Origin of the sequence: Butyricimonas synergistica DSM 23225, from assembly GCF_000379665.1 — a bacterium.
Taxonomy (GTDB): Bacteria; Bacteroidota; Bacteroidia; order Bacteroidales; family Marinifilaceae; genus Butyricimonas; species Butyricimonas synergistica.
Map to the genome: position 1 here is coordinate 473,380 of NZ_KB903360.1, position 13,041 is coordinate 486,420.

The following is a 13,041-nucleotide window of genomic DNA, read 5'->3' on the forward strand; positions in this document are numbered from 1 at the left end:
CTTAGTTAAAAACCGACAGTTACACCGACAGAGTACGTCTTGGGCTGCACGCTATCACCCAATTCCGGGTCGAAACCATGGAATTTCTTGTCAGCAATCACGAACACGTTGTTCATCACCGCGTTCAATGACAAACTCTTTACCCCCATTCTCGTGCACCACTTTTCATTCACATTCCAAGTCAAAGACATCTGTTGGCAACGGAAGAAATCGGCACTCACGACCCTAATATCCGATTGTCCCCACATATCATACACGTTAAATCTTTCTTCACGCCCAAGCGTCAGCAGATTCTCGATACGACCGGAATAGACTCCCGGGATATTCGTGTACTTCTCATCCCCGGGCTTTTTCCAACGCCGTAGCAATTCTTTACTTAGATTCACGTTAGATAACGGAATATTTCCACTCGCGGGATACGGGTTCGGCAATCTTTTTTTAGCCCCCAACAACAAAGAAAAATTCGCCCCGAAAGTCAAACCTTTCCAACGCAAGCGGGTTGTCAAACCTCCCGTGAAGTCCGGTTCGTTCTTGCCCGAGTAGACCAGATTGTCCGTGTAATCGGAAACATTCCTGAAAATAAGATTGTTGGTTTTCTCGTCCCTCACGTAATTTCCCTCTGCGTCTTGCTCGTAAATCAAGTTGAATTCCGGGAGCCCGTTATCCGGATTCACCCCCTTGTAAGAGAACGACCAAAAACTGGATACCGCGTATCCCTCCTTCAATACCTTATCGGAAGAACCTGACAAATAATCCCTCATCGTGATTTCGCTAACGGAACGGGTTTTAGCCTTATTCCAGTTCTTGGATGAATTAAAACCGAGCGTCCATGCCCAGTCCTTGGTGCGAATAGGCGTGATGTTCAACGTGTACTCTACTCCAGAGTTATTGATACGCCCACCATTGACTTCCGTCCCATCTCTACCGTACTCCAACGCGATAGGCTGGTTCACGATATTATTAGACCGCTTCGTGTAGTACTCGACGTTCATCGTGATCCATTGAAGCAATTGAAGATCCAATCCAAAGTTCCAAGTCTTCGTGCGTTCCCAGCTCAAGTTGGGATTAGGAATGCGGGAAATGGTCGACATATAATCCCCGTAATAAGGCTTCGTCGTTCCCATACTCAATATCAATTCCGGACTAATGGAATTTACCGCATTTCCCTGGATACCATAGGAGATTCTCATATTGAATTGATTCAATACATTCGAGATCCGATTTAACCAAGGCTCCTGAGCCACGTTCCAAGAAACCCCGAAAGAATAGGTCGGGTCAAAACGTTTATTCTGGTCTTGCCCGAAACGATTGGAGGCATCGTTACGCATACTGGCATTTAACACGTATCTGTTCTTGTAAGAGTAAACCAACGTGGCAAACAACGAGAATCTATTGTCCGTCATCGTGCCGCGGCTCCACCCGGCACCATTATAAAAATCATCCAGTATACCCCATCCGGAAACAGGAATACTGCCGATAGGCTTCAACTCATCCAAGGGGGTCGGTTTCACGAGACTTTCGCCTCTTTCCTTCACGTATCCATATATTTTTTGTCCCCTGCTCGCCGTTTTCGCTGACGCCACTTCCGTACCTATCAACACGTTAATCCGATGGTCTTCATTAAACGATTTTTGGAAAGTAACCCTATTTTGCACATTCCAGCTCAACACATCCGAATGCCCGTTATATAACTCACCGCCGGACGGCAACATCGCGGCATTGTATTTATCCGAACCGAACGCTTCCGTGCCAAAATCATATCCCCTGTATTTCAAGGCAACGTAATGAGTTTGTTCTCCCGCGTAAGATTCCGATATGCCATTATTATTATTAATACCTCCCACGAACTCGTATTTCAACCAAGGCGTAATGTCCCACGAGAGATTCAGATTCCCGCTTAACTGGGAATTTTTATTCTTGGAATAACTGTGATCCATCTCGTTCAATATATTGAAACCCAAGAACACGTGATTTTCGTTGTAACTGTATTTACCCCTCAATTTCTCAAAATAACGGTTGCCCATGTCGTCGTACGCCAAGACGGAACGGCTGGTTGATGTTGCATACCCCATGGGATTGACCCCGGCGGAATATCCCCAAGTCTGGTTGACGCTACCGATCAAGCTTATATCCAAGTAAAACTTGGGATGTAATCTAACCCCGAGGTTAAGACGCCCGCTCAAATTTTTCGCGTCATTATTTTTCTCCACGCCCGACTGATCGTTGAATCCCAACGAAGCGTTGTACACGATTTTCTCACTTCCCCCGGATATACTCACGTTGTGATTATGGCTAAAAGAGTTACGGGTCAACAGCTTAAACCAATTCGTGTTCGTTTCTTCCAATTTCTGTATGGCAAGCTCCGCTTCATCTTTGGAGACTAGTTTATCATAGAACATGGTCATGATTCCTTCATACGAGCCCAAAGATGCCACAGGAGCGCTCTCGTACACGGCTCCCGCCGCGAAAGCTTCCCGGCTGAACTGAATCCGTTCCGCCGAATTCATCAAATTGAACAACCCGTAATGAGGACGAGCTCGGAATGAAAAGGTCCCGCTGTAATTTACTGTCATCCGATCCGTTTGTCCTCTTTTCGTGGTAATCACGATCACGCCATTAGCAGCTTTAGAACCATAAATAGCAGTTGCAGAAGCATCTTTCAATACCGTGATCGTTTCAATATCCGCCGGATTCAACCAAGAAATCTGATTACCCAAGATGTTTTTCAAATCATCCACCATCATATCGTTCTGGTCCAAGGGGAGCGGGTCCGGTTGGATCACCCCGTCAACGACCCACAACGGGTCTTGGTTACCCAAAATGGTAGATGTCCCCCGGATACGGATTTTAGGACTTGTTCCCACGCGGGAACTCGTATTCATCACCATCATCCCAGCAACACGCCCCTGTAACATCTGGTCAATGGATGTGTACGCCGGCATCATGATATCTGATGCTCTCACGGTAGCGGTAGAACCGACCATATCGCTCCTGCGCAATGTCTGGTACCCCGTCACGACGACTTCTTCCATCGCTTTTACATCTTCTTCCAGAATAACGTCTAGCTTTGTCTTCCCCTTAATTTCAACAATTCCCATTTTATATCCGACAAATGAAACCTGTAAAACGTCTTTCGGACCCGCAACAATTGAAAAAACACCCTCGCTATCGGAAGTTACTCCCTGGTTTGTACCGAGAAGCCGAATGGTTGCGCCGGGAAGAGGATGCCCTTTCTCGTCATAAACTCTACCGGAAATTTTCAACAATCCCTCGGCAGTTTTTTTCCGTAAAATAATCACGATACGATTTTTCTCAAGGACATAGCCATAAGGACTATCCTTTAACAAAGTATCAAGTGCCTCCTCGACGGAAACATCTTTCACGATCAAAGAGAAAGAACGATTTTTATCGATTTTATCATTACTCTGAAAACCATAATCCACTCCTGTTTGTCTGTTAATTTCTGTAAGAATCTTCTCCAAAGTGGTATCTTTCATTGAAATAGTCACTTTTTTCCGAATATCATCCAAAATAGAATTCATTGCCCCATACATACTCAACGGTATGGAACTAAGCGTTGTGAATATCAATAATACGCACAACACACTTTTTTTTAGCGATAAATGTACCGCCCTTGATTTTTTTTGCATAAATTTGTAGTACTAATTAGTTTAAATGGTAAATAATATTTACTGCACCAACGTCGCGATTGATAAAGGTCCAATTTTATGAAACCGCGATTTTGTTTTGAAGATTATCCCGCCTGGCGGGATATCTTTTTTATTCCCCATTACTTCTTTACAATGTAATGCCCCCTTTCTTTTATAAATTTACAATTTGCCATCAACTCGATAAATGAAATCACCTCCTCTATCGGTGTCTTCTTGTTCAGATTCATGGTAACCTCAATCATCGTAATGTCAGTTTGTGGTTCAAATTCAACCCCGTACCAGGCAGAAATATCCTCCAGTACAAGATTCAATTTTTTATCCTGATATTTAAACACACCATCCATCCATGCAGTAGCATAACGTGTATCCACCTGCCGAACATCGACATTCCCGGAAGCCGCATTATACGAAACCTGCTCGCCGGGAACAACTTTCACTTCTTCCCGACCGGGTGCCCGGAATCCGATTTTTCCCTCTACCAACACAGTTTCAACGGTATTTTCACGAGAGGTCTTTACATTAAATTGTGTCCCGTAAACTCGGATTCTAGAATCGGAAACACTTAGCTCGAATGGTTTTTCCGATTTAGTTACATCGAAATACGCTTCCCCGGACAATTCTACTTCCCGCTTGTCCCCGATGAACTCAACCGGGTATTTCAAGCGGCTTCCCGCATTGAGCGTTACCCGAGTACCATCGGCAAGCGTAACATTATAAGTATATCCGGCAGGAATCACGAGCGTATTGTATTCTACTTTTTGAATATCCGATACAGAATCATACGTGATATGGTTGTCCTCCACCCGAATATTTGATTCTTGAATCTTCATTTCAATTTTTTCCTCTTTCAAATTCACGCTATTCCCATTCGACAATATCAACGTCGGGGCTGTCACATGGGAATCTATCTTTATCACCTTAGCCACTTCTACGGGCTCATGTTTGCCATCATCTTGCCAGAATAAAATGAATATTATTCCTATCAATCCCACTGCCGCAGCCGAACTCATCCCCCAAATCAATCGACGACGCCACCTCATTCCACGGATTCGACGATCAAAACGAAGCCCCGCCGCTTCAACCTCTTTGTCCGAGGGAATCCTTACCGTATCTAATAATTCATCAATCTCTTTTTCTGTCTTCATGATCTATGCTTTTACATATATATAAATCGAAACATGAAAAACTACCGCGAAAAAATCGTTTTTTCTAGAAAAAAACTACATTTGTAAAAATCAAAAGAATATGATACCTCATTCAAACGAATCGGATGATGTACTTTTAAAATCGTTTAACCAACGGGATGCCCATGCGTTCGGGGTTGTTTATCGTATGATATACAGGGAACTATATCTATACGCTACACGCCTATTCGAACCTCTGAACATACCACCCGAAGATGTTATTCAGGATGTCATGGCTGATATATGGCGACGGGATTCCGTTCAGTTTCCCACGCTGGCATACATAAAAACGTTTTGTTTTATCGCACTGAAAAACGCTTACAAGAATAAACTCAAACATTTGGGACACCAACAGCGTTTTGAACTGGAATGCAAGGCAGAGTATGAATTTTCGGATAATATGGAACGTGTAGAGCTATACAAAACCCTGTACGATTCCTTGCAAATCTTACCGGATGATTACGCCACGGTGATCCGTATGTACCTGGAAGGCTGGAAACCGGAAGAGATTGCAACTAAATTAGGACTTGCCCTTCAAACCGTCTACAACAAACGCCGGGAAGCAGTTATCATCCTACGCAAATACATGGTAGACGGTAATTTATGAACCGAACAAATCCCTGCAAATATCTCCTACCCGGGAAACAAATTTTACTTTTATATGTGCCGGAGTTTTGACAAGCGCTTTCTTATTTCCGGCGGGAACAAATATTTGTTGGAATCCCAGTTTTTCGGCTTCCAGTACACGTTGCTCGATACGGCTGACTGCACGTATTTCACCCGAAAGTCCAACTTCTCCGGCAAACACGGTGTCCGACGGTATCGGGGCATCAATATTCGAGGACAGTACCGCCATAACCACCCCCAAATCCAATGCCGGATCACTCACCCGGATACCTCCTGCGATGTTCAAGAAAACATCCTTCGCCGCCAATCGAAAACCTACCCGCTTTTCAAGTACGGCAAGCAACATATTCAAACGACGGGTGTCGAAGCCCGTGGCTGACCTTTGGGGTGTCCCGTAAGCGGCAGTGCTTACTAATGCCTGAACCTCCAATAAAATCGTTCTGACGCCTTCCATTGTAGCCGCAACAGCCACTCCGCTCAGGTTCTGGTCATGAGTTGACAACAACAATTCGGATGGATTGGCAACCTGACGCAAACCGGATTGCAACATCTCGTATATCCCGATCTCGGAGGTCGAACCGAAACGATTCTTCATGGAACGCAGGATGCGATACATATGCTGTTGATCGCCTTCGAACTGCAACACGGTATCCACCATGTGTTCCAAAATCTTAGGACCGGCAAGCTGCCCGTCTTTCGTGATATGCCCGATTAATATCGTCGTGATCGTGTTTTCCTTGGAATAACGCAGCAAGACATTCGTACATTCCCGAATCTGAGAAAGACTGCCCGGAATTGCATCCACCGCCTCGGTGGATAAGGTCTGAATAGAATCTATAATTAGTAATTTCGGTTCAATCGCCCGGGAATGTTCCAACACCGCTTCCAGTGAATTACCGGAAAGAAACAGGCAATCGTCATTCTCCGCACCCAAACGCTGCGCCCGCATCTTGATCTGGGACACACTTTCCTCTCCTGACACGTAGAGCACTTTCCCGTTATGGTTGTGCAGGGCGAATTGCAAAATAAGAGTGGATTTCCCGATTCCCGGTTCCCCACCCAGCAAGATCATAGATCCCGGAACAATTCCGCCTCCCAGCACCCGATTCAATTCCCCGTCGCCCGTATCCATCCGTTCGTCGGCATTGGTTTTCACCTCGGACAGCCGCAAGGGACGAGAAGAACTGTTCCCGATAATAGAAGCCGCCCGTTTCCCCTTCACGGAAACTTCCACTTCCTCGACATAACTATTCCACTCTCCACAAGTAGCACATTTTCCTACCCACTTTGATTCTTTCGCCCCACAATTCTGACAAACATAAACCGTCTTCGACTTCACCATAACAATTGAAAATTGAAAATTGAAAATTGAAAATTGAAAATGATTAGTTTTCAATACTCAATTTTGTTGTTTTTACTATACTAGCTGTAAGACGAATTAATTCTCGACATTCTTCAATAATAGAATTAAATTCCGTTTCATTAGCTTCTTTCAAAGCTATATTCACCTTATTAATAAAATCCGCTTTTGATTGTGCATGTTCACTTTCCCTAATCAAGCCCCCACGGACGTTCCACTCCGAAGCAACTGTTTTGACAACACAAACTCCCTACGCTCCACACACAAATACTTATACAAATTGACAATTCGTACTGCAAATCGAAAAGACTTCCCCGCGACGACATTTTTCTCTTTCATTTTCAATTTTCAACTTTCAATTTTCAATTAATCAAAGTATTCCTCGGAAGTATCTGTCTCTTCAACAACTCCATCTCCTTCCTCGTCGTCGCAATCGATAACCTTCGTGACCCCGTTAGGCCTTTCAAAATCCCGTTGAGGTACGGCAAGCGATTTATCAGCATACACTTTCTGCATGAACAATGCCCAAATCGGAAGTGCCATACTAGCCCCTTGACCATTCGCCAGATTCTGGAAATGGATGGAACGGTCTTCAGCACCTACCCACACTCCCCCGGCAAGATCGGGAGTGATCCCAATAAACCAACCGTCAGAGTGATTTTGTGTTGTACCTGTTTTTCCCCCGATCGGATTCATCAATTGATAACGGTAACGTAAACGGACACCCGTACCATCCTTTACAACACCCTTCAAGAGATTTGCCATCAGATAAGCTGTGTTCTCCGTGATAACTTCCCGGGATTCAGGATGAAATGTCGCTAACAAATTACCATATTTATCCTCGATCTTCGTCACCATTGTCGGGGAATTGTACACCCCTTTATTGGCATATACAGAGAAAGCGGAAACCATTTCTTTCACGGAAACCTCCGAAGAACCCAAAAATATAGCAGGCACGGGATCTATATAACTTGTAATACCCATCTTATGAGCCATCTGTACTACCGCCTCCGGGGTAAATTGTTTCAGCACCCAACCGGAAATATTATTCACCGAATTGGCTAATCCCCACTTCAAGGTCACCATCTCTCCTTCTCTCTTACTCGTGGAATTACGAGGAGTCCAAGTCGTCCCGTCCGGCAACACGAAAGTTTGTTGTACATTCAACACCTTATCGCACGGTCCCAAGCCCTCCTGCATTGCCAAAGTATAAAGAATCGGCTTTATCGTAGACCCGATCTGACGCTTTCCAGTGCTCACCATATCATACTGGAAATAGTGATAATTCGGACCTCCCACGTATGCCTTGATATGCCCCGTGGCAGGTTCCATTGCCATAAATCCGGCACGGAAGAACGACTTGTAATGTTTCAGAGAATCCAACGGGCTCATCATCGTGTCACGCACGCCATTCCACGTGAAAACGGACATAGCTATCGGTTTCTCGAACTCTCTCTTGATCTCGGCAAAACTCTTACCGGCTTTGTTCATGGAACGATAGCGTTCTGTGCGTCGAATGGAAGTGTTTAAAATCTCATTAACAACATCCTTCGACAAATCATTAGAAAAAGGCGGATTCGCTTTATGCCTTCTTTCCGCCATAAAAGCCGGCTGCAACGTTCCTCCCAGATGTTCGGCCATGGCTTCCTCCGCGTACTTTTGCATCCGGGAATCCAAAGTCGTGTAAATCTTTAGCCCGTCCGTGTATATGTTATAACGTGAACCATCGGATTTCAGATTCTTGTTACACCACCCGTAAAGCGGATCCTTTTCCCATGCGAGAGAATCAACCGCGTACTGGTCTTTATTCCACTTGTAATTACTTCTTTCCGGCTTATTTGCTGTCAGGTATAAACGCATATATTCCCGGAAATAAGTAGCAATACCCTCTTTATGGTCTTCTTTATGGAAATCCAATCCCAAAGGCAAATTTTTCAAAGAATCAAACTCCGTTTCGGAAATCTTGTCATATTTCAACATCTGGCTTAACACCACGTTACGACGTCCCAGCGTTTTATCCGGTCGGCGCACGGGATTAAATAAAGAAGGATTCTTCGCCATTCCCACCAACATTGCCGCCTGCTCTACCCGTAACGAATCGGGAGAAGTGGAAAAGTATATATTCGCGGCAGAATTGATGCCTACCGCCAAATTCAAGAAATCGAACTTATTGAGATACATGGTAATAATTTCCTCTTTCGTGTAGCTTTTCTCCAACTTCACGGCAATCACCCACTCCCGGAACTTACGCATCGCCAACTCCACGAAATTCTGGTTTGCCTCCCGGGGAAACAACATCTTTGCCAATTGCTGGGTAACCGTACTACCACCCCCGGCGGCAGCATCGCCTGTCACCATTCCTTTCGCCACACGAAACAATCCGCGTACGTCAATACCGCTATGGTTATAGAAACGCACGTCTTCCGTGGCAATCAAAGCATCGATCACACTTTGGGGAATATCCTTGTACTCCATATAGCGACGATTCTCGCTACCCTCGAAATACTTCCCGATGATTTTCCCGTCAGCAGAATACACCTCCGTGGCAAAATTGTTATTCGGGTTCTCCAGTTCTTCAAACGTCGGCATAAATCCTAACTTCCCGTCGGAAACCAAGTAAAAAAAGAAAAATATTCCTCCCACGAATATCACGAACAGCCCCCAAAAGATGGCAAAGTCTTTCCAGTATTTTTTTAATATCTGCATCCTGTTAAATATTTATTACCTATTTTCATTCCACTATCCACTTCTCAATATTTCGAGTTTTATTGTCAAAATTAATTCCTACCCGGAACAACTGCCGGGAATCAGCCTCGAACGGGCGAGCGTAATGCTTCTCCTCTATCTGACGCAGAGCCTCTTCCGCTGTTCCGTCCAACTTGAATTCCATCACGTAAATATAACGGTCTGTCTGCAACACCAAATCAACCCTTCCCTCCGACGTGTGATACTCGACTTTCACGTAAAAGCCCACCAAACGAAAAACAATGAAAAGTACATTCTGGTAATGTACTTCCAAATCCCGGATAATCTCGTAAGGCGTATCGGCAAAAAAACTCTGAAGCCTACACAAGAAAGCATCCGGCTTACCGGTTTCAATCTCTCGTGTAAACTGTTGTATTTCGAAAGGTGTTTCCACCTTGTTCACTCTCGTGTAAAACGGCATCAAAAACTTGACAAATCCCTCCTCCACTTCACGATTCGGGAACCCAAGAACATAATTTTCAAAGCGGGGGTCATAATCCTTAATCGTGAGATACCCGCTTTGATAAATCACGGGAATCGGGCTCTCGTCCGCGTAGATACTATTCAGTACCTCCGCGCTCGTTTCCTCCCGGGACATTTGTTCCAAATTATAATGGTTCTTCTGTAACAATTCCACCAAATAAGTCGGGGTTCCCGTTTCAAACCAGTAACTACCGAATTTCATCTTGTAAAAGGTGTTCAACACGCTAAAGGGATTATAAATTCCCTCGGAATTTTCCACGAAATGATACCCGTCATAAGACTCTTTCAACCGGGCGCATGCCCCCTCGTACGTCATTTTCTGGGCAGAAGCCAATTCGTGCAAATCAGCCTCGAAATAACGATGAATCTCTTCCCCCGTCATCCCACATATAGCAACATACCGGTTATCCATGGATATATCATTCAAATTATTGAGGTCACTGAACACGCTGACTTTCCCAAACTTGGTAACACCTGTTAATAAAGCGAACTTGATATCCCCGTCCATGGTTTTCAAAACCCCGTAAAACGGTTTCAACGTATTACGAAATTCCCGTTGCAACCCTTCGTTATGGATGGCCTGCAACATCGGCTTATCGTACTCGTCAACAAGAATTACCACCCGTTGTCCCGTCCGCTCGTGAGCCCGGCGAATAACCCCGGCGAATCGTAACGAAAACGACACCTCCGACGCTTCCCGCCCGTAAAGGTTCTCCCATCGGGTCAAGTTATCATTGAGAATATTGTCCAAGCCCTCGACAGAATCATACTTCTCGATATTCAAATCAAGATGCAGAATAGGATGTTGCAACCACTCTTTTTCCAACTCCTCCATGGCAAGACCATGAAACAGCTCACGTTTTCCTTGAAAATAAGCCTCAATCGTCGAGATAAGCAAACTTTTCCCGAACCGGCGCGGACGACTCAAAAAATAGTAACGCCCCGATTTTACCAGCCTATAAATCAACCTTGTTTTGTCCACGTAAAGATACCCGTCTTTCCGCAAACTTTCAAAATTCTGAATACCGATAGGATATAACCCGTTGCTCATTTCTCTTGCATTTCTGCTACAAATGTACGAAAAAACAACTAATAATCTCTCTCTCGTTTCCCTTTCCAATCACTCCCGTTTCAGAAACGTTCCTGAAGGTCTTTGAAAGGACTTTATTCCCTAACCCCACGGGAACACGTATTCCACGGCACGTTATTTATTTTAAAGTTCTAACGAATTCTCTTTCAACAAGAAATCATAAATACCCATTGTCGTTATCCCAATTTCATCACGACGGATTATGATATTGTCAGCCACAACTATTATTTTCTTGAACGAGTCATCCACATTTCTTAATGATGCTTCCTCCTGCCTTATCTTATCTTCAGACGGTCTTCCAAATCTATCTTTATGATATGGTCGTCCGATATTCCTTGCTCTTTCAACCATGACGAGTAAAGTTGAAAAAGAAGAAATGATTTACCGCATCTCCTTATACTTGTAAGAACTTTAATCATCCCGTTATGACGGCAATCTACGAGCTTTTGAAGATAATGAGGTCTCTGAATAATCATATTATTGATTTTGAATGTCACTTGTGACACTAATTGTCAGTACAAAATTAGTCACTTATTCTTGATTCTACAACTATTATCGTATAATACTCTCGTTCAAAGCCTCGTTTTCAACAGGTATTTCTCGATCACACCCGGACCGCAGACCACTTTACTCTATCACTTTCCAGTCGTCCACGGTTCCCGTGTCCGAGGAGAAACCGACTCGTCCGATGATTTAAAATAATCTGCTGCCACCAGGGTCACAAACCCTTTCTTCACCTCATCATTCGGGAAATCGAGCAAATACGTGTCTTCCTTTCCGTCGTACCCCTTGATCGTCAAGTAACCGCTCTGGTAGATCATCGGTAACGGCTTTTCAACATCTGCCTTGTAATCCACGAATTCCGGGGTCTCGTAATAACGACCCGTCAATTCATTCAAATTCTCCCGCGTGTGGTTCAACAAACGGATAAGATAAGACGGCGTACCACTACGGAACCAGTAATCCTGAATGGACATAGAAAAAAAAGCGTTGAGCAAACTAAAAGGATTATAAACATCCAACAGCCGTGATCCGAAATGATAACCGTCATATTGTTGTTTCAACAACTGACGCATCCCCTCCGCATCCTGCCGGTAAATCTCTGCCATCTCCGTTATCGATTCCACGAAATAACTATCCAGTTCTTCCTGGGTAATCCCGCAAAGAGCCTCGTAACGAGGGTTCATGCTGATATCTATAGGTTGATTGAATCCACTGAACACGCTCACCTGCGAGAATTTCGTCACGCCCGTTAGGAACACGAACTGCAAATGCTCGTCCGCGGCCTTGAACACCGAGTAAAAACCCTTCAACACGTTGCGATTTCGATCTTCCAGCGACATCCGGTTTTCCCCCACCACGGTTTCCAGACCCGTGTCAAGAACGTCGAGGATCGGCTTGTCGTACTCGTCAATCAACACCACGACCCGGCGACCCGTCCGGAGATGAGCCTCTTTCAGCACTTGAATGAAACGCATTCCCCGGTCCCGGCTTTGATCCGGGAGAATGGCGTAAACCTTTTCCCAGGCGGAAATATGCCCCTCGATCACCTTCTCCAGCGTACCCTCCTCTTGAAAATTGCTCCCGTTAAAATCGATATGAAACACCGGGTATTCCAACCAGTCTTTTTCCAGACGGTCGATCACCAGCCCCTTGAAAAGCTCCTTCCGCCCTAGGAAATAATTCTTCAACGTCGATACCAAAAGGCTCTTCCCGAAACGACGGGGACGGCTCAAGAAATAGATTTTTCCTTCCTTCACGAGGGAGTAAATCATCTCGGTTTTATCCACGTAAACGTAACCATCTTCTATAATTTGGTCAAAACTCTGGATGCCTATCGGGTATTTCATTCTACTATTTCTTTTAACGTTAGCTCAACAA

The 13,041-nt window shown here is 44.6% G+C and carries 7 protein-coding genes and 2 pseudogenes; 1 reads left to right on the forward strand and 8 read right to left on the reverse strand.

Features of this window, described 5'->3' with window-relative positions:
* Positions 1-5: 5 nt before the first annotated feature.
* Together A3CY_RS0110345 and A3CY_RS0110355 are read right to left on the reverse strand one after the other, a co-directional pair.
* Positions 6-3,497: a SusC/RagA family TonB-linked outer membrane protein gene (locus A3CY_RS0110345; RefSeq protein ID WP_155828264.1), complete on the reverse strand. Its 3,492-nt coding sequence runs from the start codon at positions 3,495-3,497 to the stop codon at positions 6-8.
* Positions 3,498-3,790: 293 nt separating this feature from the next.
* Positions 3,791-4,816: a FecR family protein gene (locus A3CY_RS0110355; protein ID WP_018337845.1), complete on the reverse strand. Its 1,026-nt coding sequence runs from the start codon at positions 4,814-4,816 to the stop codon at positions 3,791-3,793.
* Between the two features lie 100 nt (positions 4,817-4,916).
* On the opposite strand from A3CY_RS0110355, the gene A3CY_RS0110360 reads away from it, so the two are divergent.
* Positions 4,917-5,462, forward strand: a complete 546-nt coding sequence (locus A3CY_RS0110360; protein ID WP_018337846.1) for an RNA polymerase sigma factor — start codon at positions 4,917-4,919, stop codon at positions 5,460-5,462.
* Here the strand turns inward: A3CY_RS0110360 and radA are convergent.
* From radA to A3CY_RS0110390, 6 genes and pseudogenes are all read right to left on the reverse strand, one after another.
* Positions 5,457-6,824: a DNA repair protein RadA gene (radA, locus tag A3CY_RS0110365; protein ID WP_026207538.1), complete on the reverse strand. Its 1,368-nt coding sequence runs from the start codon at positions 6,822-6,824 to the stop codon at positions 5,457-5,459. The two genes, A3CY_RS0110360 and radA, sit on opposite strands and share 6 nt — an antisense overlap.
* A gap of 43 nt (positions 6,825-6,867) precedes the next feature.
* Positions 6,868-7,181: pseudogene (locus A3CY_RS20770) on the reverse strand (four helix bundle protein).
* 27 nt (positions 7,182-7,208) lie between these two features.
* On the reverse strand, positions 7,209-9,548 hold the full coding sequence (locus A3CY_RS0110375; protein WP_018337850.1) for a transglycosylase domain-containing protein: 2,340 nt from the start codon (positions 9,546-9,548) through the stop codon (positions 7,209-7,211).
* Positions 9,549-9,573: 25 nt separating this feature from the next.
* Entirely contained in the window at positions 9,574-11,121 is a 1,548-nt protein-coding gene (locus tag A3CY_RS0110380; protein ID WP_018337851.1) for an ATP-binding protein, read from the reverse strand.
* A gap of 162 nt (positions 11,122-11,283) precedes the next feature.
* A complete protein-coding gene (locus tag A3CY_RS23440) occupies positions 11,284-11,511 on the reverse strand; it encodes a hypothetical protein (protein WP_018337852.1) in 228 nt (75 codons plus the stop codon).
* A 332-nt stretch (positions 11,512-11,843) separates the two neighbouring features.
* Positions 11,844-13,010, reverse strand: a pseudogene (locus A3CY_RS0110390) (ATP-binding protein); the annotation flags it as partial.
* Between the last annotated feature and the right edge of the window lie 31 nt (positions 13,011-13,041).

Bases quoted from the DNA above. Each gene is read 5' to 3' on its own strand.
- A3CY_RS0110345 (WP_155828264.1), bottom strand. From the start codon at position 3,497: ATGAAAGATACCACTTTGGAGAAGATTCTTACAGAAATTAACAGACAA.
- A3CY_RS0110355 (WP_018337845.1), bottom strand. From the start codon at position 4,816: ATGAAGACAGAAAAAGAGATTGATGAATTATTAGATACGGTAAGGATT.
- A3CY_RS0110360 (WP_018337846.1), top strand. From the start codon at position 4,917: ATGATACCTCATTCAAACGAATCGGATGATGTACTTTTAAAATCGTTT.
- radA (WP_026207538.1), bottom strand. From the start codon at position 6,824: ATGGTGAAGTCGAAGACGGTTTATGTTTGTCAGAATTGTGGGGCGAAA.
- A3CY_RS0110375 (WP_018337850.1), bottom strand. From the start codon at position 9,548: ATGCAGATATTAAAAAAATACTGGAAAGACTTTGCCATCTTTTGGGGG.
- A3CY_RS0110380 (WP_018337851.1), bottom strand. From the start codon at position 11,121: ATGAGCAACGGGTTATATCCTATCGGTATTCAGAATTTTGAAAGTTTG.
- A3CY_RS23440 (WP_018337852.1), bottom strand. From the start codon at position 11,511: ATGGTTGAAAGAGCAAGGAATATCGGACGACCATATCATAAAGATAGA.